The sequence below is a fragment of the Streptomyces sp. NPDC030183 genome (assembly GCF_055573455.1).
In genome coordinates this window covers 26,742-48,760 of record NZ_JBVIBK010000020.1, presented here as the reverse complement: position 1 = coordinate 48,760, position 22,019 = coordinate 26,742, and the positions used below count along the sequence as shown (strand labels likewise).

The window sequence follows — 22,019 nt, the reverse complement described above, 5'->3', positions numbered from 1 at the left end:
CTACCCTTTGACCTGACACGCGCCCTACCCACAACAGCACACGCGGCCGAGGAGTCACCCGGATGAGCACCACCCAGAGCGAGAGGCTGCGAGAGCTGCTGGAACCCCTCGTACGCTCCCAGGGTCTGGACCTCGAAGAGATCGCCGTGGACGCGGTCGGCCGCAAGCGGGTGCTGAGAGTGGTCGTCGACTCCGACGAGGGCGCCGATCTGGACGCGGTCGCCGACGTCAGCCGCGCGCTCTCGGCCAAGCTGGACGAGACGGACGCGATGGGCCAGGCGGAGTACACCCTGGAAGTCGGCACGCCGGGCGCCGAGCGCGCCCTCACCGAGCACCGCCACTACCGCCGGGCCGTGGACCGCTTGGTGAAGTTCCAACTCCGCGAGGGCGGGGAACTGATCGCCAGGATCCTGACCGTGGACGACGACGGCCTCGACGTCGAGGTGCCCGGAGTGAAGGGCCGCAAGGCCACCACCCGCAGGCTCGCCTTCGACGAGATCGACAAGGCCCGCGTCCAGGTCGAGTTCAACCGCAAGGACAAGAAGGACATGAAGGAAGAGGAGGAGGCGTAGCCGTGGACATCGACATGAGTGCCCTCAGGGGCTTGGTGCGGGAGAAGGAGATCTCCTTCGACCTGCTCGTCGAGGCGATCGAGGCGGCCCTCCTCATCGCCTACCACCGCACCGAGGGAAGCCGCCGCCACGCGCGCGTGGAGCTCAACCGGGAGACCGGCCATGTGACCGTGTGGGCGAAGGAGGACCCCGAGGACCTGGAGGAGGGGCAGGAGGCACGCGAGTTCGACGACACCCCGTCGGGCTTCGGACGCATCGCCGCCACCACCGCCAAACAGGTGATCCTGCAGCGTCTGCGGGACGCGGAGGACGACGCGACGCTCGGCGAGTACGCCGGCCGCGAGGGCGACATCGTCACCGGCGTGGTCCAGCAGGGCCGCGACCCGAAGAACGTGCTCGTCGACATCGGCAAGCTGGAGGCCATCCTGCCCGTGCAGGAACAGGTCCCCGGCGAGACGTACCCGCACGGCATGCGGCTCCGGTCGTACGTCGTTCGGGTGGCGAAGGGTGTACGCGGTCCGTCCGTCACCCTTTCGCGCACGCACCCCAATCTGGTGAAGAAGCTCTTCGCGCTGGAGGTGCCGGAGATCGCCGACGGGTCCGTCGAGATCGCCGCCATCGCACGTGAGGCCGGTCACCGAACGAAGATCGCCGTCAGGTCCACCCGTTCGGGCCTGAACGCCAAGGGCGCCTGCATCGGCCCCATGGGTGGCCGTGTGCGCAATGTCATGGGCGAGCTGAACGGCGAGAAGATCGACATCGTCGACTGGTCCGACGACCCGGCCGAGATGGTCGCCAACGCCCTCTCCCCGGCCCGGGTCTCCAAGGTCGAGGTGGTGGACCTCGCGGCCCGCTCCGCGCGGGTCACGGTCCCCGACTACCAGCTGTCCCTGGCGATCGGCAAGGAGGGCCAGAACGCCCGCCTCGCCGCCCGTCTCACCGGCTGGCGGATCGACATCCACCCGGACACCGAGCAGCCGTCCGAATAGCCTCGGAGGGGCGGTCGGCGCATGATCGGGAATAGATCCAAGCCGCAGGTCGCTTAGATCACGACAACAACCGTTCGATTCTTGCCCCGCAGGGGTGAGGTCGGTGCGGGGAGGTAGACTTAGCAGTGTCTGGCCGGACGCGTGCCCGCGCATGCCCTGAGCGCACCTGTGTGGGGTGCAGGCAGCGAGCGGCCAAGACCGACCTGCTGCGCGTCGTGGCGATCGAGGACGAATGCGTCCCCGATCATCGCGGTACGCTGCCCGGCCGGGGTGCGTACATCCACCCCGCCCTGGTCTGTCTCGACCTGGCGGTTCGCCGCCGGGCGTTCCCGCGGGCGCTCCGCGCCCCGGGACCGCTCGACACCGTGGCGTTGCGCCGCACCGTCGAGCAGGCAACACAGTAAGAAGCGTCGCATGGAACCTCCGTGCGGCCCTGGTACCCCGCGAGTTGGAAGTAGGTCGAGATTGCGATGAGCACTCGATGAGCACGCGATGAGTACGCCCATGAAGTAGCGACGGTCCGGCGTCAACCCGGACCTAAAAGGAGCGAAGTGGCTAAGGTCCGGGTATACGAACTCGCCAAGGAGTTCGGGGTTGAGAGCAAGGTCGTCATGGCCAAGCTCCAAGAGCTCGGTGAATTCGTCCGTTCGGCGTCCTCGACGATCGAGGCGCCTGTAGTACGCAAGCTGACTGACGCCCTCCAGCAGGGCAGCGGTGGCGGCAAGCCCGCCCCGCGCAAGGCCGCCCCGGCCCGTCCGGCGGCCCCCTCTCCCGCGCAGGCCGCCCGTCCGGCCGCCCCGCGTCCGGGTCCGGCGGCTCCGAAGCCGCCCGCCGCGGAGAGGCCCGCGGCGCCGGCCCCGGGTCCGCGCCCCGTGCCCGGCCCGAAGCCGCCGACGCCGAAGCCCGCTCCGGCCTCCCCGGCCCCGAGCGTGCCCGAGTTCCAGGCGCCCCCGTCGGCCCCGGCCGCCCCGTCCCCGCGTCCGGGCGCCCGTCCCGGCCCCGGTGCCCCGCGCCCCGGTGGCCAGCAGCGTCCGGCCGGCCCCGGCCAGGAGCGCGGCGAGCGCCAGGCGCCCCGCCCCGGCGGTCAGCGTCCCGGCGGCGCCGGTGCGCCCAAGCCCGGCGGTTCCCGTCCGGCCGGTCCGCGTCCGGGTAACAACCCCTTCACCTCCGGTGGCTCCACCGGCATGGGCCGCCCGCAGGCGCCCCGTCCCGGCGGTGCGCCGCGTCCCGGTGGCCCCGGTGCCCCCGGCCCGCGTCCGCAGGCTCCCGGCCAGGCCCCCCGTCCGCAGGGTGCGGCCGGTGGCGGTCCGCGTCCCCAGGCTCCGGGCGGTCCCCGTCCGACGCCCGGTGGCATGCCCCGTCCGCAGGGCGGTCCCCGTCCCGGCGGCGGCCCCGGCGGCCCGCGTCCGAACCCCGGCATGATGCCGCAGCGTCCCGCTGCCGGCCCGCGCCCCGGTGGTGGCGGTCCCGGCGGCCGTGGTCCCGGTGGCGGCGGTCGTCCCGGTGGCGGCGGTGGTCGTCCGGGCGGCGGCGGCTTCGCCGGTCGTCCCGGTGGCGGCGGTGGCGGTTTCGCCGGTCGTCCCGGTGCTCCCGGTGGTGGCGGCGGTTTCGCCGGTCGTCCCGGTGGTCCGGGTGCGGGCGGCGGCGGTCGTCCCGGCTTCGGCGGTCGTCCCGGTGGTCCGGGTGCCCGTGGTGGCACGCAGGGCGCCTTCGGCCGTCCCGGCGGTCCGGCGCGTCGCGGTCGCAAGTCGAAGCGGCAGAGGCGCCAGGAGTACGAGGCCATGCAGGCCCCGTCGGTCGGCGGCGTGATGCTGCCTCGCGGCAACGGCGAGTCCATTCGCCTGTCGCGCGGTGCGTCGCTCACCGACTTCGCGGAGAAGATCAACGCCAACCCGGCGTCGCTCGTCGCGGTCATGATGAACCTCGGCGAGATGGTCACCGCGACCCAGTCCGTCTCCGACGAGACGCTCCAGCTCCTCGCCGACGAGATGAACTACACGGTTCAGATCGTCAGCCCGGAGGAGGAGGACCGCGAGCTGCTCGAGTCCTTCGACCTGGAGTTCGGCGAGGACGAGGGCGACGAGGACGACCTGGTCGTCCGCCCGCCGGTCGTCACCGTCATGGGTCACGTCGACCACGGTAAGACCCGACTGCTCGACGCCATCCGCAAGACGAACGTCATCGCGGGCGAGGCCGGCGGCATCACCCAGCACATCGGTGCCTACCAGGTGGCGACCGAGGTCAACGACGAAGAGCGCAAGATCACCTTCATCGACACCCCGGGTCACGAGGCGTTCACCGCCATGCGTGCCCGTGGTGCCCGGTCGACGGACATCGCGATCCTGGTCGTCGCGGCCAACGACGGCGTCATGCCGCAGACGGTCGAGGCGCTCAACCACGCCAAGGCGGCCGACGTCCCGATCGTCGTCGCGGTCAACAAGATCGACGTCGAGGGCGCGGACCCGACGAAGGTGCGCGGTCAGCTGACCGAGTACGGCCTGGTGGCTGAGGAGTACGGCGGCGACACGATGTTCGTCGACATCTCCGCCAAGCAGGGTCTGCACATCGACTCGCTGCTGGAAGCGGTCATCCTGACCGCCGACGCCTCGCTCGACCTGCGGGCCAACCCGAAGCAGGACGCGCAGGGCATCTCCATCGAGTCCCGCCTCGACCGCGGCCGTGGTGCGGTGGCGACGGTCCTCGTCCAGCGAGGCACGCTGCGGGTCGGCGACACGATGGTGGTCGGCGACGCGTACGGCCGCGTCCGTGCCATGCACGACGACAACGGCAACAACGTGCTCGAAGCGGGCCCGTCGACGCCGGTGCAGGTCCTGGGTCTCACCAACGTCCCGGGTGCGGGCGACAACTTCATCGTCGTGGACGAGGACCGTACGGCCCGTCAGATCGCCGAGAAGCGCGCCGCCCGTGAGCGCAACGCCGCGTTCGCCAAGCGCACGCGCCGCGTCTCGCTCGAGGACCTGGACAAGGTGCTCAAGGCCGGCGAGGTCCAGCAGCTCAACCTCATCATCAAGGGTGACGCTTCTGGTTCCGTCGAGGCCCTGGAGTCCTCCCTGCTCCAGCTGGACGTCGGCGAAGAGGTCGACATCCGCGTCCTGCACCGCGGTGTCGGTGCGGTCACGGAGTCCGACATCGACCTGGCGATGGGCTCCGACGCCATCGTGATCGGCTTCAACGTGCGCGCCGCCGGGCGTGCGCAGCAGATGGCCGAGCGCGAGGGTGTGGACGTCCGCTACTACTCGGTCATCTACCAGGCGATCGAGGAGATCGAGGCGGCCCTCAAGGGCATGCTCAAGCCGGAGTACGAAGAGGTCGAGCTCGGTACGGCGGAGATCCGCGAGGTCTTCAAGTCGTCCAAGCTGGGCAACATCGCGGGTGTTCTCATCCGCTCCGGCGAGGTCAAGCGGAACACCAAGGCCCGCCTCATCCGCGACGGCAAGGTCGTCGCGGAGAACCTCAACATCGAGGGTCTGCGTCGCTTCAAGGACGACGTCACCGAGATCCGCGAGGGCTTCGAGGGTGGTATCAACCTCGGAAACTTCAACGACATCAAGGTGGACGACGTCATCGCGACGTACGAGATGCGGGAGAAGCCGCGGGCGTAAGCCGAGGTTCATGCCGGCCGGGGGTGCGATGGCACCGCCGGCCGGTGTGGCCGTTTTCCGAGGGCTGCGGCCCCCGGGCCCCCTTCTTTGGAGGGGGTGGATCGGTTGTCGTGAGACTGCCGGTCGGATGTGGCTTGTCGCGCAGTTCCCCGCGCCCGTGAAAAGCACGGGCTGCGCCCTGTGCTTTTCATATGAAGGCGGGCCGCAGGCCCAAGCCTTCAGGGGCGCGGGGAACTGCGCGAACAACCCCCACCCACCCGCACCTCGCCGAAGGATCCGCACCCCCCGACCCCCTGGGCGCCCGATATCCCGTCGAGTCACACCGCAGGTTCGGGGTACGGTTCAGATGTTCCTGCCCGGACACGGCGCAGGCCATCTACCCCGGCCCGGCGGGTTAACCGGCTACACACATGTACGTGGGGACTCTGTCCTTCGACCTCCTGCTCGGCGACGTACGGTCGCTGAAGGAGAAGCGCTCCGTCGTCCGCCCGATCGTGGCCGAGCTCCAGCGGAAGTTCGCGGTGAGCGTGGCGGAGGTCGACCATATGGATCTGCACCGCCGGGCCGTTATCGGGCTGGCGGTGGTCTCGGGTGACACGGGGCACCTGACGGACGTACTGGACCGGTGCGAGCGGCTGGTCGCCGGTCGTCCCGAGGTGGAACTGCTCTCGGTCAGACGACGGCTGCACGGCGACGACGACTAGTCCGGTCGTGGCGCCGGACCGAGTCGGATCGCGGGGACAATTCAAGAAACAGCGGCAACGCAGAACAAGCTAGGAGACGGACCAGTGGCCGACAACGCGCGCGCCAAGAGGCTGGCGGACCTCATCCGAGAGGTGGTGGCCCAGAAGCTGCTGCGCGGGATCAAGGACCCGCGGCTCGGCTCCCACGTCACCATCACGGACACCCGGGTCACCGGGGACCTGCGGGAGGCGACCGTCTTCTACACGGTGTACGGGGACGAGGAGGAGCGGGCGGCGGCCGCCGCCGGACTGGAGAGCGCCAAGGGCATCCTCCGCTCCGAGGTCGGCCGGGCCGCGGGCGTGAAGTTCACGCCGACCCTCACCTTCGTGGCCGACGCCCTCCCGGACACCGTCCGCACCATCGAGGACCTCCTCGACAAGGCGCGTACCTCGGACGCCAAGGTGCGCGAGAGCGCCTCGGGCGCGAAGTACGCCGGTGACGCCGACCCGTACAAGAAGCCGGGCGACGACGAGGACGACGCCGCCGAATGACCCAGCAGCGCCAGAAGAGCACCACGCCCGACGGACTTGTCATCGTCGACAAGCCGTCGGGCTTCACTTCGCACGACGTCGTCGCCAAGATGCGCGGCATCGCCCGGACCCGCCGGGTCGGGCACGCGGGCACCCTGGACCCCATGGCCACCGGCGTGCTCGTCCTCGGTGTGGAGAAGGCCACCAAGCTCCTCGGCCATCTCGCGCTCACCGAGAAGGAGTACCTGGGCACCATCCGGCTCGGGCAGACCACCGTCACCGACGACGCCGAGGGCGAGATCACGGCGTCGGTCGACGCGTCGAAGGTCACCCGCGACGCCGTCGACGCCGGGATCGCCAAGCTGACCGGCGACATCATGCAGGTGCCGTCCAAGGTCAGCGCCATCAAGATCAACGGGGTCCGCTCGTACAAGCGGGCCCGGGACGGCGAGGACTTCGACATCCCCGCCCGGCCCGTCACCATCTCCTCCTTCGCCGTGTACGACATCCGCGACGCCGTCGCCGAGGACGGCACCCCCGTCCTCGACCTGGTGGTGTCGGTGGTGTGCTCGTCCGGGACGTACATCCGGGCCCTCGCCCGCGACCTGGGCGCCGGCCTCGGTGTCGGCGGCCACCTCACCGCGCTGCGCCGGACCCGTGTCGGGCCGTACAAGCTGGACTCGGCCCGGACCCTCGACCAGCTCCAGGAGGAGCTGACCGTGATGCCGATCGCGGAGGCGGCCGCCGCCGCGTTCCCCCGCTGGGACGTGGACACCAGGCGGGCCCGGCTCCTGCTGAACGGTGTGCGGCTGGAGATGCCCGAGGAGTACGCGGGCGCCGGTCCCGTCGCGGTCTTCGACGCCGACGGCCGCTTCCTGGCCCTGGTGGAGAACCTGAAGGGCAAGGCCAAGAGCCTGGCCGTCTTCGGCTGAGGCCCGGGCGCGCCTTCCGGTGAGCGTGGAGCGACGGTCACGGGGTTCGCTGTTCCCGCCGCTCCACGGTCCCCCCTCGGTTCCCCCACCCAGAGGTGTATCCACCCGCCCACCTCTATTCACCCCTTCGTGCAGGCGCTCGGAGTGAACCGAGGGAGCGGAAGGGGGCGCGTTCGCCGAGCGGCCTGTCCTGCTGATCTTCGCTTGCCTACCGTCGGAACAGAGGTACGACGGGGAGGTCAGGGATGGCGGTACGGGGCCGTCGGTCGACGGGAGACGGCCGGGCCGCGCGGGACGAGGTCCTGGTGCGGGTCGCCGATCCGGCGGGACGGCCGCGCGGCACGGGCTTCGTGGCCGATCACCACGGCACGGTCGTCACCAGCCACGAGGCGGTGGACGGGCTGGCCCGAATCGTGCTGCACACCACCGGGGACCGCACCCGCGTGGTGACCTCGGACGCGGTGACCCCGCTGCCCGCCCTCGATCTCGCGCTGATCCGCGCCGAGGGGCTCCGCGTCGACCCGCTGCCCTTCTCGCTGTGCCACGAGGTCGAGGTCGGCGCCTATGTCCGCATCGCCGCCGGCGGCTGGCGCGAGGCACGGGTACTGGGCACTGCGGACGTCACCTACACCGCGACGGACGGTTTCCACCTCCTGCCCGGCGCCCTGGAGTTGGCGATCGGGACGGCGGGCAGCGAGGCGCTGCGGCCGGGCGGGGGAGCGGCCGGCGGGCCCGTGCTCGACATGACCACCGGTGCGGTGGTGGGCGTCCTCGGCACCGCGCTGGAGGCACCCCACCGGTCCACCGGCTTCGCCGTGCCCCTGCGCGGTTGGCGGGCCGAACAACCGCTGGCCGACCTCCTCGCGCGCAACGCGGCGACCGTCCCGGCCTACGGCACCGACCTGAATCTCGCGGGAGTACTGGAGCTGACCGCCACCACCGTGGGGTCCGACGGGCCCCGGCCACTGGCCGGGCCCACCACGGCGGTCCCCGCCGAACCCGTCGAACGTGCCGATGTCAGCAGGGAGTTCGCCGGCTTCACCGACGGCCCCGCCGCCGTCCTCGGCCTCGTCGGAGCGCCCGGCAGCGGTCGTACGACCGCCCTCGCCGCGCTGGCCGCCCGACGTGCCCGTGAGCCCGAGCCCACGCCCACCCTGTGGCTCCGCGGCGCCGACCTCCTCGCCGACGACACATCGGTGGCCGACGCGGCACGACGGTCGCTGGAACGGGCGGGGCGGATCGTCGCCGCGTCCACTGCGTCGGCCGCGTCCGCCACGTCCGCCGGCTCCTTCGCGGGGTCGGGCGAACTGTTCGGTTCCGTGGCCGAGCAGGCGGTGCCGGGCGGGCGGTACGACGGCGCCTTGGGGGAAATCCGGCCCGAGCGGCTCGCCCGGCTCGCGGCGGAGGAGGGGCGGCCGTTGGTGCTGCTGCTCGACGGGCCCGAGGAGATGCCGCCCGCCCTCGCGCACCGGCTGGCCGAGTGGACCGAGGGGACGGTCGCGTGGCTGCGGGCGAACGGGGCGCGGCTCGTGGTGGCGTGCCGCGCCGAGTACTGGGAGCAGGCGGGGGCGCAGTTCCCGGCGGAGGCGCTCCACGGGAGCGGGCCCGGGGGAGAGGGGAGGTACCTGCCGCCGTGCGTACGGCTCGGTGAGCTGACCGACGGCGAGGCACGGCGGGCACGGCTGCGGTACGGGATCCCGGAAGGAGCGCTCGCGGCAGCCGACGCCCGGCATCCGCTCACCCTGCGCCTCCTGTCGGAGGTACGGGCGGCGCTGCCGGAGCGGGGCGCCGGGCGGCCCGGCGAGGATGGCGCCTTCGCCGGACCGCCCGACCCGGCCGAACCCGCGAGCGGGAGCGCGAACGGGGGAGCACCGGGTGGCTCCCGGCAGGTGGGGAGGGCTCGGGTGCCGGACCGGCACGACGTGCTCGGTGCCTATCTCGACCTGATGTGCCTGCGCATCGCCGTACGGCTCGCCGCGGCCAACGGGATGCGCGGGACGGCCGTACGGCGGCTGGCGGCGCAGGTCTCCGGGCAGGTGCACGAGGCGGCGCGGCGGTGTCTCGGGCCCGGGCAGGGCGAGCTGGACCGGGCCGCGTTCGAGGCGGTGTTCCCCTGGGGCCCCGTGCCGGGTCGGCGGCTCGGCGGTACCACCGGCTGGGCCTCGGCCGTGCTCACCGAAGGGCTGCTCGTCCCGGCGGGCGAGGGCTACCGCTTCGCGCACGAGGAGCTGGCCGACTGGATCCAGGGCGCCCATCTGGACCTCGACGCCGCCCTGCACGCGCTGGTGCACCGGGGCTGGATCGCGCAGGCCGAGGCCCGCCGCGGCTGGGGCACGATGCCCTCGGAGGCACGCGTCCGGCGCCAGGCACGCCGGGCCACCCGCAACCTCCCCGTGCCCCGGCACCGCATCGGCCCCGTCGTCCACGCCCTGCTGCTGCTCGGCCGTCAACAGGGGCCGACCGAACTGGCCGGACGGCTGGAGGAGTTGCTGGACGCCCTGGACGCGCTGCTGCCGCCGGGCCGTACGGCACCCGACGACCCGACCTGGTGGGCCACCCACCTCCTCGCCGACGTCCTGCTGAGGGTGCCCGACGCGACGCCGTACACCAGGGTCCTGCGGTTCCTCGCCGAGCGGATCGGGGCCTGGCGCACCCAGGGCCGGGGCGTACCCGAGGAGTTCGGTCCCGGCTTCTGGCAGGCGCTGCCGCTGCCCGAGCCGGAACGGTTCGACCTGCTGCGACACCTTGTCGTCGCCGACCCGGCCACCGGCCAGGGCATCCGCTACCTGGACACGGTCTCCCGCCTCCTCGCCGCCGACCCCACCGCTGTGCAACCGCATCTGACCCGCTGGTTCCACGACGACACCCCGCTGGTCGCCACACCCGACGCGACCGTGGCCACGGCCGCGCAGGCGCTGCTGCACACCCATCGGCACAGTGCCCTCGACGACCTCACGGAGGTGCTCGTCGACAGTGCGCACCGGCGCGGGGACGAGCTGCTCGCCGTACTGGCCGAGGAGGAGCCGCCGGCCGTGTGCCGGGCCGTGGACCGGTGGGCGCGCGACGAGCGACCGGCGCGCCGGGTGGCGGCGCTGTCGTACGCGCTGCGGACGGCGCCCCACGCGCGGACGGACGCCGACCGCGAGCTGCTCCGCCACGCCGCCCTCACCCTGCTGGCCCGCCCCGCCGACCTCACCCTGCACAGCGGGGCGCTCGCACTGCTCGTCCGCGACCCGGGCACCAGGGACCGGTATCTGCCGCAGGCGCTGGAGCGGTTCGCGGCGGGCGATCCACGGCTGCCCGCGAGCGCGCTGGTGGCCGCCCTGCCCAGCCACCCCGGCCCGGTGCTCGACGCCTTCCGCACCCGGCTGCGGGCACCCGGCGCCGACGGCGCGGCCCTGCGCACCCTCGCCGAGATCACCACCCCCGCCCTGGCCCGGCGCGTCAGCGGCCTCGTCCGGGAGATCGTCGAACTGCGCCCGGACACCGCCGGGCACGCGGCCGCGTACGTCGAGCGTCGGCTGGAGCATGGTCCGGGGACCCGGGCCGTGCTGTTCCCGCTGATCAGCGCGCTCATCGTCGACGGGCCCGTCCAGGTGCGGGCGGCGCTCGCGGCCGTGTTCGCCGAACCCGGGACCGTCTCCTCCGGGCCGCTGCGCCGCGAGTTCCTCGACCTGCTGCTCGCGACCGAGCGCGACCCGTCCGTCCTGGACGCGCTGCTGCGGGCCGTCGCCGCCTCCCGCGTGGCCACCGGCGGCACCACCGAGGCGGACGCCGCGGACACCAGGGAGCTGGTGCACCGGGTCGGCCTGCTCCTCGTCCGTACGCCCGAAGGGGCGACCCGTTTCGACTGGGCGCTCGTCGACCTCGCCCGCCACATCCCCGGCTTCGCGGAGCTGGTGGCGGGCTGGCTCAGCGGTACACCGCAGGAATGGGCCGCCGTGGTGGGGCCGAGCACCCGCCGGATGATCGAGAACCTGGCGGGTGAACCGGGGGTGCGGGTGCCCGCCTGATGGGGGTGACTCCACCGTGCTCCGGGTCACAGGCCGGATGCCGATGCGGGCCGACGCCCGCGGGCATGGCACCCTTAGACCTGCGTAGAGGCAACCACGGACACAGGTTCGACAAGGAGCGGTCACAGTGCAGCGCTGGCGTGGCTTGGAGGACATCCCCGAGGACTGGGGGCGCAGCGTCGTCACCATCGGCTCCTACGACGGGGTGCACCGCGGGCACCAGCTGATCCTCCGGCACGCCGTGGAACGCGCCCGCGAGCTGGGCGTCCCCTCCGTCGTCGTCACCTTCGACCCGCACCCCAGCGAGGTCGTGCGCCCCGGCACCCACCCGCCGCTGCTCGCCCCGCACCACCGCCGCGCCGAACTGATGGCCCAGCTGGGCGTGGACGCGGTGCTGGTGCTGCCCTTCACGACGGAGTTCTCGCGGCTGTCGCCGGCCGACTTCGTGGTCAAGGTCCTGGTCGACAAGCTGCACGCCAAGGCCGTCGTCGAGGGCCCCAACTTCCGCTTCGGCCACAAGGCCGCCGGTGACGTGGTGTTCCTCGCCGAGCAGGGCAAGACGTACGACTTCGACGTGGAGGTCGTCGACCTGTACGTCACCGGTGAGGCGGGCGGCGGCGAGCCCTTCTCGTCCACCCTCACCCGACGGCTGATCGGCGAGGGCGACGTCGAGGGCGCACACGAGATCCTGGGGCGCCCCCACCGGGTCGAGGGCGTCGTCGTACGCGGCGCCCAGCGCGGCCGTGAGCTGGGCTTCCCCACGGCCAACGTCGAGACCCTCCCGCACACCGCCATCCCCGCGGACGGCGTCTACGCCGGGTGGCTGCACGTCGACGGCGAGGCCATGCCGGCCGCGATCTCCGTCGGCACGAATCCGCAGTTCGACGGCACCGAGCGCACGGTCGAGGCATACGCGATCGACCGGGTCGGCCTCGATCTGTACGGGCTCCATGTCGCCGTCGACTTCCTCGCGTTCGTGCGGGGGCAGGCGAAGTTCGAGTCGCTGGAGGCGCTGCTCGTGGCGATGGCGGAGGACGTGAAGAAGTGCCGTGAGCTGATCGCGGCGTACGAAGGCCAGTAGCCGCATACGGAAAGGCCCGTACCGTCGAGGACGGTACGGGCCTTTCCGTTGCTCCGGTCTGCCCCTGAACCTGCTCCCGCTACTGCTGCGGGGGCGCGGTGGGCGGCGGGGTCTGCCCCTGCTGGGGCGGGTACGGCTGGCCGGGAGCCGGGTGGCCGTAGAGCGGCTGCCCGGGGTGGGGCTGGCCGGGGTGGGTCTGGGGAGGTTGGCCCGGCTGGGGGGCCTGGCCCGGGTAGGGCTGACCGGGGTACGGCTGTCCGGGATAGGGCCGGCCCTGCTGCGGCGGGTACGGCTGGCCCGGGACGGGCTGGCCCGGCAGCGGCGGGGCGGCCACCGGAGGCGGGTTGCCGTCGGACGTCCACAGGCCGTGCGACTGCTGGTGCCGGGCGATGTCCTCGGCGACCATCGCGGCGAGCGTGAAGTACGCGTCCCGCACCTTGGGGCGCATCATGTCGAGGTCCAACTCCGCGCCGGCCGCCAGGTGTTCGTCGAACGGCACGACCACGACGCCGCGGCAGCGCGTCTCGAAGTGGTGGACGATGTCCTCCACCTTGATCATCTTGCCGGTCTCGCGCACACCCGAGATGACCGTGATGGAGCGGGCCACCAGGTCCTGGTATCCGTGCGCGGAGAGCCAGTCCAGTGTCGTACTGGCGCTGCTGGCGCCGTCGACGGACGGCGTCGAGATGATGATGAGCTGGTCGGCGAGGTCCAGCACCCCGCGCATCGCGCTGTACAGCAGACCCGTGCCCGAGTCGGTCAGGATGATCGGGTACTGCTTGCCGAGCACGTCGATCGCACGCCGGTAGTCCTCGTCGTTGAACGTGGTGGAGACGGCCGGGTCGACGTCGTTGGCGATGATCTCCAGCCCGGACGGGGCCTGGGAGGTGAACCGCCGGATGTCCATGTACGAGTTGAGGTACGGGATCGCCTGGACGAGGTCGCGGATGGTGGCGCCGGTCTCGCGGCGGACCCGGCGGCCGAGGGTGCCCGCGTCCGGGTTGGCGTCGATCGCGAGGATCTTGTCCTGCCGTTCGCTGGCGAGCGTGGAGCCGAGGGCGGTGGTGGTCGTGGTCTTGCCGACGCCGCCCTTGAGGCTGATGACCGCGATGCGGTAGCAGGACAGGACGGGGGTCCTGATGAGTTCCAGCTTCCGCTGCCGCTCGGCCTCCTCCTTCTTGCCGCCGAGCTTGAACAGTCCACCGCCGGACGCCGACCGGCTGCTCTTCGCCTTCTGCTTCTTGCTGTTGAGCAACCGGTCGGAGGACAGCTCCACCGCCGCCGTGTAACCGAGCGGCGCGACACCGGGGTTGGTCGGCTGCCGCTGATCGTGCTGGACGGCCTGCGGCCAGGCGGCGCCGGTACGGGGGTCGACGGGGGCGCCGGGTGCGGCCGGGTTGCCCGCGTGGGCTTGGGGCTGACCGGGGTGACCCGGGGCGCCGGGCTGGGCCGGGGGCTGCGGGAAGCCGTAGCCTGCCGGACCGGGCTGACCGGGCTGACCGGGGATCGGGGCGTGCGGCTGGGCGGGGCCGTGGGGCTGGTTGGGCACGCCGGGAGTGCCGGTGGCGTCGGGGCCGCCGGGGGTGGGCGTGCCGGGGTGCGGGAAGCCGTAGCCGGCGGGCGGGGCCGGGGGCTGCGGAGTGTTCGGGGTGGGCGTGGCCGCCGGGGCGCCGGGGGTGTTCTGGTTGCCGGGGTCGCCGGCGCCGCCGGGGGTGTTCGGGGTGCCCGGCTGGGCCTGGGCCTGCTGGGGCTGGGGGAAGCCGTAACCGCCGCCCTGCTGAGGGACCGGCGCCTGCGGGGGCGTGGAGGCCGCGGGCGGGAAGCCGTATCCGGGCACGGGCTGCGCCGGGGGCGTCGGGGCCGCGGGGGTGCCGGGGTGGCCGGGCTGGCCGGGGTGGGCCGGGGGCTGCGGGAAGCCGTATCCGGCGGCAACCTGGCCGGGGTGGCCGGGGTGGCCGGGGTGGCCGGGGTGGCCGGGGTGGCCGGGGTGGCCGGGGTGGGCCGGAGGCTGGGGGAAGCCGTAACCGGGGGCGGGCTGGGCAGGCTGGCCGGGGTGGGCCGGGGGCTGCGGGAAGCCGTAACCCGCCGGAGGCGGTGCGTCGTTCGGGGCCTGCGGGGGCGTTGGCGTGCCAAAGGCGCCCGGAGCGCCCGGAGCACCCGGGGTCCCAGGCATCCCCGGAACGGCAGGCGTCCCTTGCGCCGCCGGGGCACCAGGCGTGCCCGGTGTGCCAGGGGTAGCCGGTGCTCCGCGCGCGGCCGGTGTGCCAGGGGTAGCCGGTGCTCCTGGCGCGGCCGGTGTCCCAGGTGCGGCAGGCGTGCCCGGCGCACCGGCTGCTTCCGGCGTGGTACCAGCCGTGTCGCCCCACGCCGCGGGCGCACCCTGCGGGGCCTGCGGGTGGATCGGCTGCTGCGGGGCCGCCGACTGCGCGGGATCCGGGGTCTCCGGGAACGCCTGCGCGGCCGGGCCCGACGGCGCGGACGCGGGCCACTGCCCGGCCGGTGTGGGCGCGGCGGGCTGGTACGCGGGCGGCAGCGGCGGCAGCCCGCCCTGCGGGGCCGGCGGGGGAGTCCATGCGGGAGGAGCCTGCGGTACGACACCGGAGACGTCCGGCGAGGCGGACGAGGGCGGTGCGTCCTGCGGGGTCGTGCCCTCGGCGTTCGCGATGACAGGGGTGGTGGTGGCGGGCTCGCCGGCGCCAGGGCTGGGCACCTGCGGGGCGGCGTCCTGCGGAGCGGCGGCGTTCCCCGGCTCGGCCTCTCCGGCGGCCTCCGAGGCAACGGCGGCACCAGGCTGCTCGCCCTCCGCGCCCCCCGCTTCGCCGGGCACCTCAGAGGCCGTCGCAGCCTCGGCGTTCTCTCCGCTCGGGCCATCCCCGCCGGACGCGTCGGCACCTGCCGAGCCCTCGGCGCTCACATCACCCGGTTCGGACTGGCCCTCCACCGCGTCGGTTGGTTCGGCGTCGCCCCCGGCTCCGTTGGTGGCACCCTCCTGGCCCTGGGCCTGGGCAGCGCCCACCGAACCGTCGGCCCCCGAACCGCTCTCCGCGGTTCCCTCGGCGCCACGGTCACCATCCAGGTCACCAGCGCCGATGACCGTCATACCCTCAGCCTCAGCCTCGGCTTGGACCTCGGGTGCTTCCGCACCAGCACCCGCGTCCCCGGCCAGCGCCGCACCACCGGAACCAGCAGCGGCACCGGCATCCGCACCGGTGCCCGAAGCCCCCTCGACGACCACGTTCGCGTCCGAGGCAGCCTCCGCCGCCCCACCGGGCGCAGCGGCAGCGACCTCCCCAGGCGTGGCCACCCCCGCGATGTCACGCTTCAGCGCGGCGGCGGAGATCCGCATGGTGGCGCCGCTGTCGATGTCACCGCTGTCGATGTCACCGCTGTCGATGTCGGCCGGAGCAGGTGCGGGAGTGGGAAGAGGAGTGGGTGCTTGCGCGGGAGCCGGGCCAGGCATGGGTGCTGCGGCCACCGGGGGCCATGGCGGGGGAGAGGCGCCGTCCGACGCCGTACGCGCCATGCTCACGGGCGGCCCGACCGGTGGGGCCTGCGGAGGTGTCACTGGCCCGGCCGCCGGAGCGGCTCCTCCCGCACCAGCACCCGCACTCGCACCGGCACTGGCATCGGCACCCGCACCGGCCCCCACGTTCGTCCCCGTCCCGGACCCCGGGTCCGAACCGGTCCCTTGCGGCGAGGCGTTCTGCGTGTACCAGGCAGGCGGGGCGTAATCGATGGTGAACTCGCCCGTCGCCTCGACGGCGGACTCCGCGTCGGACTGGTCATCGCCGGGTGTGGCCCAGCCCCCGCGGATCCCGTTCCGATCGCTGTTCACAATTCCTCCTGGTGTGGTCGGGCACCCTCAAAGCCGTGCCGGGGGCCGACCGTTCTGGTTGTTCGAGCCGTATCGTCGTGATGTGCGCCCCGGTCCCAGCCTAATCACCACCGGCGTCACCACGGCAGGCCCGTCACCCGCTCCGCATCCGCCCGCAGCGTCACGGCCTGCCCTGAGATGACGCACATATCCCCAACGATTGCCAGCGAACCGACGGTTGTGGGTGAACGACTCGAAAGGGTAAGGCGACCGAACGGTTACGGGACTGGAACGCCGCTGTCGCCGTATCCGTCAGTCCACGCCCCCGGACCCCTTCGGGGCTGTATCTGTCAGTCCATTCGCCGAGGCGTACCCAGCAACCCGATCTCGGCGTCGGTCGGCTGGGTCATCACGTACTGCAGGTCACGGTCGGCGCTCCAGAGGGTGACACCGTCGGCGAGCGTCGGCAACGACTCGACGGCCGCCCGGGGCAGGCCCATGGTGCGCCCCAACTCCGCCGCCTCGTCAGGAGACACCCGCTGGGCGCCGACGAGTCGGGCCTGCCGGATGAGGCGGGGAGCCACCGGGCTGAGGTACGGCAGCAGCGTCAGTACGGACTGCCAGGGACCGGCGACGACCCGACCGCGTGGCGGCCGCATACCGCAGTCACGCACGACCAGCACGGGCCCGGCGGCCGACGCGCCCTGCGGCGGCACCCGCCCGACGTCGTACACGGCCAGACCGTTCTGACCACCACCCATGGCGTGCACCAACTGCATCCAGGACTGCGCCCGCCCGGTCTCCACGGCGACCCGCGCGCCGGTGGCCGCCGCGCGCAGGGCGAGCACCTGGGCGGTCCAGAGCCCGCCGATCAGGACGACGTCGTAGGGGGTCGGACGATTGATGCCGAGGACCGCGGGACGACTCTCGGCGTCGACGCCGATGACGACGCCGTCGTCCCCCACGGGCAACGCGAGCGAGTCGAACTGCTCGACCGACAGAGCGTGCCGCCCGTGCCGGGGCCCGATCAGCCCGAACCCGGAACGCAGCCGCTCGCGCATCCGCCCGCCGAGGGACGGCTCCGGCGCGACGGAGCCGGCGGCGGCCGGGACGGGCCCCACGGGACCGGGACCGGCGGAAGCGGGACCGGCGGAACCGGGGGCGGCGGCGCTGGAACCGGGGGCTGCGTAGGGACCCGTACCCATACCCGTACTCGTATTCGTACCGGCCATGCTCATCAGCGGACACCTCCCAGGGGCAGAGTGGCGAGGACACCCGGCAGCTGTTCACGGTCGAGCCGCGCGAGGCCGGTCCCGGCCTGCCGGGCCGCCTGCTCCAACGACCGCCGTGCCGCGACGAGTTCGTCGTCACTGCGGCCGGTCACCCGCACATGCCCGGTGACCGTCACCTCCTGCCGCACGCCGCGCGTCACGGTCAGACTGAACGTGGTCGCGAGCGCGGGCACGGCCGTCAACTGCCCCACAAGCTGCGGAAGCAGCGGACCCCGACCGCCCAACTGCGGCCAATGTCGCACCCAGTACGTCGTGTGTCGGCGGTTGTCGCACCGCCAGCTGCGCCCCGACTCCTCGGTCCGCCGCTGCGGAGTCTCCGTACGTCCCGCCTCGGCCGTCACGAGGGGATTGGCGCAGGCAGAAGTGGCGACGGCGGCTATCAACTCCTGCTCGTCCAGCACGGTCGTACGGAACCCGGCGCCGGTCAGTCGGCTGGCCAGATGGTCCGCGACCCGCACCACACACTTCTGCGCACCCAGGAGACCGCCGCCGCGCGCCGCCACGGCCTCCGGGCAGAGTTCCGGGTCGAGCTTCAGTGCGATCCAGGTGATCCGAATGGCCGGCGTACCCGTCTGGGCCTGGAGCGGCGCGTAGTTGCTGACGGCCACCGACTGCTGGGGCAACTGGATCGCGGGCGCCGGTTGGGTGTGCAGCACGATCTGCGCCCCCTCCAGCCGGATCCCGTCCACGTCCAGCGCGTCCCGCACCAGGCCCAGCGGCAAGGGCTGTCGGCTCCGGTCGGCTCGCAACGCCGTCGCGTCCGCCTCGACCTGCAACACCGCGCTGACGAACGTGCCGTCTCCGATGATCCCGACAGCGCGCCGGTCCCGTCCGCCGAACGCGTAGGTGCGCAGCGTCGGGTCGCACTCGACCGCCGGCGCGAGTCCCGGCTCGGTCCCGGGCGGTATCACCGTCTCGGCCGCCTTGCGCTGCCGTGACTTCAACGCCCGTGCTGTGGCCAGCCATTCGGGCAGCGAGCGCCCCCTGCGACGTACGACGGCGAGCAGCACGAGCACGATCGCGACGACGACCGCGGGCACGAGAACGAGAGGGTGCACCGCCCAACCGACGAGCAGGACCGCGGCGGCCGCCTCGACCAGCAGCAACTGCTGCAACCGGAACGCCCCGAAGTGCCCGGACCCCGCCTTGAGATGCGGTGCGAACGGACTGGGAGAAGGCGCCGTCACCGCGGGCGGGACCGAGGGGGCGACGGAAGGAGCGGTACGAGCGGCATGAGCGGAACGCGGGTCGGCCGCTTGTGTACGCGACCGTGATCGCGTCCGGCTTGCGGAAGCCATTGCTGCAAACCCCCCGTAGTCACCTGAAACGCCCCACTCGGCAGCGGCCTCGATGTGGGACGAACCCTACCCGCCCCACAAGCGCACGGGTTCAACGGGCATAGTGGGGGCCGGTCTCACAGCGGAGGGCGGGGGCGTCGCCCCCGGGACGCGGTACGGGGAGAAGCAGGCACTCATGGCATCACGGCGGGACGAACTCAACGCCTACACGTTCGCGAAGCGACGTACGCTCGCGGCCTTTCTCCAGCCGTCCCCCTGGGGTTCGGAGGAAGGGGCCCCCAAGCCGCTGCGGGCCGTCGTGCCCAGCCTGATCGCGGGCGCCGTCACTCTGGGCGTCTTCGGGGCCTGGGGGATGTTCCAGCCCACCGCCCCCAAGGACTGGAACCAGCCCGGAACCCGGGTCATCGTGGGCAAGCAGTCCACGACGCGCTACGTCGTCCTCAAGACGGACGGGACGACCCGCCTGCACCCCGTCCTCAACCTGGCCTCCGCCCGGCTGCTCATGAACGGCGCCGACTACCAGGTCGTCCAGATCAGCGACAAGATCCTCGACTCGGGCAAGCCGCCCCGCGGCCCGATCCTCGGCATCCCCTACGCCCCCGACCGGCTGCCGACCGCCGACGAGGCGGGCAAGGCCAAGCGGTGGGCGGTGTGCGAGCAGCCCGGCGGCAAGGGAAGCACGGTCCAGGAGGCGACCTTCGTCCTCGCCGACCGGGACCTGAAGAGGACGGACGGCTCCGAACGCCTCTCCGGCGGCGAGGTGTTGTACGTCAGGACCCGCGCCGGGGACCGCTATCTGGTGGACGCCGCGGGGAAGGCGTACCCCGTGCCGGTCGCGGCCACGGAAGCGGACGACAGGAAGCTGACGGAGGCGCTCGTGGGCTCCCAGCAGCCACAGCTCGTCACGAAGGAATGGATCGACACCCTGCACAAGGGCGATCCGATCTCGTTCCCCGAACTCCCCTCCGGCGTCGGCTCCCCGGCCGGTGTCCAGGGCCAGCTCTCCGACGACGAGAACCGGGTCGGCATGGTGCTCGTGACACGGACGGGCTCGGGCGAGAAGTACCACGTCGTACTGCCGGGCCAGGTGAAGCCCGTCAGCGAGTTCACCGCCTGGCTGCTGATCAACTCGCCGAGGACCGCCGTCCTCAACATGAACAGCGAGGCCGCCCGGGTGGGCCTCCAGGACTTCACCGCTGACACAGCCTCCTTCGCCGGCCAGCCGGACAACTGGCCGACGCGGCGCGCCACCATGGTCAACTCGGCCTCCGCGGACTCCGGCCGCAACACCGTGTGCAGCGTCCTGCGGGACGTGGACGAGGACAACGACACCACCCTGCAGACCTGGGCGGGCACCGAGTACCCCGCCGAGATCGCCGAGGGCGGCACGAGCACGTACGTCACCCCGGGAACGGGACTCCTCTACACGCAGATCCAGGGCACCGACAGCGACTCGGGTTCGCTCTTCCTGGTGACGGACACCGGCCTGAGGTACGCCGTCCAGGCGAACGGGGACAGCGACAGCGAGCGGTCAGGCGTCGGCGCGGACGGCAAGCAGAAGACGTCGGACGGTACGCCGGAGCCGAGCGAGGCCCAGGTGAAGCTCGGTTACCAGAACGTCCGCCCGGCGAAGGTCCCGCTGGTCTGGTCGGAGTTCCTGGCCAAGGGCCCTCGACTCGACACCAACAGCGCACGCCAGCCGCAGGGCTCCTGAGGGCGACCCCGTCCCCATCGCACCGCGTGCCCGCGACGTACCACACCCGCGACGCACCCCCCCTCGCAGCGGCTTCACACGACAGAAGGACAGGAGCGACGTACAGGTGTCGCCGAAGAAGACAACCCTGCCGGCCGCGGCGGCCGTGCTCCTGGCCATGCCCTTGGCCGTGCTGAGCACCACCGCACCGCCCGATTCCGGGCCGGTCGGCCTGTCCGGCGCGGTGACCGAGTCGGCTGGGCCCGGACTCGGCCCGCCCGCCGCGGTGGCGCCCCCCGTGCGGTTGGACGGCAGCGGTGAGTGCACGTTCCCCGCCAAGCCGGTCAAGGGCACCCCCTGGGCGTTGCAGCGGGTGCTCCTCGACGAGCTGTGGCAGGGCACCGACAAGGGCAAGGGTGTCCGGGTCGCGGTCATCGACACCGGGGTGGACGACAGGAACCCGCAGCTGAAGGGGGCCGTCGACAAGGCGGCCGGACGCGACTTCCTGGCCAAGGGCAAGGGCGCCGATCCGACGAACGACCGGGAGGGCCACGGCACGAAGGTCGCGGGCATCATCGCGGCCCGGCCACACGACGACACCGGCTTCGTGGGCCTCGCACCCAACGCCACGATCATCCCGATCCGCCAGAACGACGCCGAGAACAGCGGCGACTCGGACTCCATGGCGGAGGCGATCACGTACGCCGTGGCCCAGGGCGCGGACGTCATCAACATCTCCCAGGACACGACGAAACCCCTGTCCGGCACGTCCCGGCTCGCGCAGGCGGTGCGCGCCGCCATCGCCCGGAAAGTCGTCGTGGTCGCCTCTGCGGGCAACGACGGCCTCGACGGCACGTACAAGAACACCTACCCGGCCGCCTTCCCCGGCGTCCTCGCGGTGGCGTCCTCCGACCGCAACAACGAACGGGCCTCCTTCTCCCAGGCGGGAGAGTTCGTGGGCGTAGCGGCCCCCGGTGTCGACATCGTGTCCACAGTCCCGGGCGGCGGCCAGTGCACCGACAACGGCACCAGCTTCTCCGCCCCGTTCGTCGCCGGAGTCGCCGCGCTCCTCAAGGAGAAGCGCCCGGACTGGACGACCGCCCAGATCGTGACCCAGATCGAACAGACCGCCGAACGCGCCGTCAACGGCCACGACAACTTCGTCGGCTGGGGCATCGTCGACCCGGTGCGTGCCGTCCAGGACTCCGACCTCGCCGATCCGCCCTCCTCACCCACCCCCGACCCCGGCGTCTCCAAGGCCCCGGCCCCCGACACCGCCCGTTTCTCGCTCGCAGAGACCCCGCACGAACGCGACGAGCGCTACGCCACGTACGTCCTCGGCCTCACCGCCGCCGTGGTCACGGTCATCGCCGGCACGGCCGTCGTACTCCGCGATCTACGCCGCCGTCGGCACCGGGGGACCGACGCGTGAGCCGCCGTCGGCACCGGGGGACCGACGCGTGAGCTGCCGTCGGCACCGGGGGACCGACGCGTGAGC

14 protein-coding genes and 1 pseudogene are annotated in these 22,019 nt (G+C 72.9%); 11 read left to right on the top strand and 4 right to left on the bottom strand.

The genetic code is table 11. The annotated features are described in order from the left end of the window. The first annotated feature begins 62 nt into the window (after nucleotides 1-62). From rimP to ACZ4Z2_RS23975, 9 genes are all read left to right on the top strand, one after another. Nucleotides 63-572 (top strand): ribosome maturation factor RimP, encoded by a 510-nt coding sequence (gene rimP / locus ACZ4Z2_RS24015; RefSeq protein WP_468078704.1) that lies wholly within the window; start codon nucleotides 63-65, stop codon nucleotides 570-572. A 2-nt stretch (nucleotides 573-574) separates the two neighbouring features. Next, nucleotides 575-1,561: a transcription termination factor NusA gene (nusA, locus tag ACZ4Z2_RS24010; RefSeq protein ID WP_468078703.1), complete on the top strand. Its 987-nt coding sequence runs from the start codon at nucleotides 575-577 to the stop codon at nucleotides 1,559-1,561. A 125-nt stretch (nucleotides 1,562-1,686) separates the two neighbouring features. Then, nucleotides 1,687-1,965, top strand: a complete 279-nt coding sequence (locus ACZ4Z2_RS24005; protein ID WP_468078702.1) for a YlxR family protein — start codon at nucleotides 1,687-1,689, stop codon at nucleotides 1,963-1,965. A gap of 147 nt (nucleotides 1,966-2,112) precedes the next feature. Continuing rightward, nucleotides 2,113-5,184 carry a translation initiation factor IF-2 gene (infB, locus tag ACZ4Z2_RS24000; RefSeq protein WP_468078701.1) on the top strand — a complete coding sequence of 1,024 codons (3,072 nt, stop codon included), beginning with the start codon at nucleotides 2,113-2,115 and terminating at the stop codon, nucleotides 5,182-5,184. 410 nt (nucleotides 5,185-5,594) lie between these two features. Then, nucleotides 5,595-5,888 (top strand): DUF503 domain-containing protein, encoded by a 294-nt coding sequence (locus tag ACZ4Z2_RS23995; protein WP_055543214.1) that lies wholly within the window; start codon nucleotides 5,595-5,597, stop codon nucleotides 5,886-5,888. Between the two features lie 84 nt (nucleotides 5,889-5,972). Beyond that, entirely contained in the window at nucleotides 5,973-6,419 is a 447-nt protein-coding gene (gene rbfA / locus ACZ4Z2_RS23990; protein ID WP_468078700.1) for a 30S ribosome-binding factor RbfA, read from the top strand. Beyond that, on the top strand, nucleotides 6,416-7,330 hold the full coding sequence (gene truB, locus ACZ4Z2_RS23985; RefSeq protein WP_468078699.1) for a tRNA pseudouridine(55) synthase TruB: 915 nt from the start codon (nucleotides 6,416-6,418) through the stop codon (nucleotides 7,328-7,330). The genes rbfA and truB overlap by 4 nt, the downstream gene beginning before the upstream one ends. A 245-nt stretch (nucleotides 7,331-7,575) precedes the next feature. Next, nucleotides 7,576-11,343, top strand: a complete 3,768-nt coding sequence (locus ACZ4Z2_RS23980; RefSeq protein ID WP_468078698.1) for a trypsin-like peptidase domain-containing protein — start codon at nucleotides 7,576-7,578, stop codon at nucleotides 11,341-11,343. A 127-nt stretch (nucleotides 11,344-11,470) separates the two neighbouring features. Further along, nucleotides 11,471-12,424, top strand: coding sequence for a bifunctional riboflavin kinase/FAD synthetase (locus ACZ4Z2_RS23975; protein WP_468078697.1), 954 nt, complete (start codon nucleotides 11,471-11,473; stop codon nucleotides 12,422-12,424). A 79-nt stretch (nucleotides 12,425-12,503) separates the two neighbouring features. Here the strand turns inward: ACZ4Z2_RS23975 and ACZ4Z2_RS23970 are convergent, their stop codons facing one another. The 4 genes and pseudogenes from ACZ4Z2_RS23970 to eccE all read right to left on the bottom strand — a co-directional run bounded on the left by ACZ4Z2_RS23970 (nucleotide 12,504) and on the right by eccE (nucleotide 18,828). Then, nucleotides 12,504-15,524 carry a MinD/ParA family ATP-binding protein gene (locus tag ACZ4Z2_RS23970; RefSeq protein WP_468078810.1) on the bottom strand — a complete coding sequence of 1,007 codons (3,021 nt, stop codon included), beginning with the start codon at nucleotides 15,522-15,524 and terminating at the stop codon, nucleotides 12,504-12,506. Nucleotides 15,525-16,130: 606 nt separating this feature from the next. Then, nucleotides 16,131-16,259 (bottom strand): annotated as a pseudogene (locus ACZ4Z2_RS23965) (SCO5717 family growth-regulating ATPase); the annotation flags it as partial. A gap of 329 nt (nucleotides 16,260-16,588) precedes the next feature. Beyond that, nucleotides 16,589-17,443: a hypothetical protein gene (locus tag ACZ4Z2_RS23960; protein WP_468078696.1), complete on the bottom strand. Its 855-nt coding sequence runs from the start codon at nucleotides 17,441-17,443 to the stop codon at nucleotides 16,589-16,591. A gap of 32 nt (nucleotides 17,444-17,475) precedes the next feature. Further along, entirely contained in the window at nucleotides 17,476-18,828 is a 1,353-nt protein-coding gene (gene eccE / locus ACZ4Z2_RS23955) for a type VII secretion protein EccE (RefSeq protein WP_468078695.1), read from the bottom strand. A 175-nt stretch (nucleotides 18,829-19,003) separates the two neighbouring features. Here eccE and eccB point away from each other — a divergent pair, with 175 nt between their 5' ends. Further along, nucleotides 19,004-20,542: a type VII secretion protein EccB gene (gene eccB, locus ACZ4Z2_RS23950; RefSeq protein ID WP_468078694.1), complete on the top strand. Its 1,539-nt coding sequence runs from the start codon at nucleotides 19,004-19,006 to the stop codon at nucleotides 20,540-20,542. Between the two features lie 157 nt (nucleotides 20,543-20,699). Next, the gene (mycP, locus tag ACZ4Z2_RS23945) at nucleotides 20,700-21,953 is read left to right on the top strand and encodes a type VII secretion-associated serine protease mycosin (protein WP_468078809.1); all 1,254 of its coding nucleotides are present in this window, start codon (nucleotides 20,700-20,702) and stop codon (nucleotides 21,951-21,953) included. Nucleotides 21,954-22,019 lie beyond the last annotated feature (66 nt).

What these genes read in the sequence shown, in the direction of transcription:
- rimP (WP_468078704.1), top strand. Translation starts at nt 63, where the DNA reads ATGAGCACCACCCAGAGCGAGAGGCTGCGAGAGCTGCTGGAACCCCTC.
- ACZ4Z2_RS23995 (WP_055543214.1), top strand. Translation starts at nt 5,595, where the DNA reads ATGTACGTGGGGACTCTGTCCTTCGACCTCCTGCTCGGCGACGTACGG.
- truB (WP_468078699.1), top strand. Translation starts at nt 6,416, where the DNA reads ATGACCCAGCAGCGCCAGAAGAGCACCACGCCCGACGGACTTGTCATC.
- ACZ4Z2_RS23980 (WP_468078698.1), top strand. Translation starts at nt 7,576, where the DNA reads ATGGCGGTACGGGGCCGTCGGTCGACGGGAGACGGCCGGGCCGCGCGG.
- ACZ4Z2_RS23970 (WP_468078810.1), bottom strand. Translation starts at nt 15,524, where the DNA reads ATGACGGTCATCGGCGCTGGTGACCTGGATGGTGACCGTGGCGCCGAG.
- ACZ4Z2_RS23960 (WP_468078696.1), bottom strand. Translation starts at nt 17,443, where the DNA reads ATGGGTACGGGTCCCTACGCAGCCCCCGGTTCCAGCGCCGCCGCCCCC.
- eccE (WP_468078695.1), bottom strand. Translation starts at nt 18,828, where the DNA reads ATGGCTTCCGCAAGCCGGACGCGATCACGGTCGCGTACACAAGCGGCC.
- eccB (WP_468078694.1), top strand. Translation starts at nt 19,004, where the DNA reads ATGGCATCACGGCGGGACGAACTCAACGCCTACACGTTCGCGAAGCGA.
- mycP (WP_468078809.1), top strand. Translation starts at nt 20,700, where the DNA reads ATGCCCTTGGCCGTGCTGAGCACCACCGCACCGCCCGATTCCGGGCCG.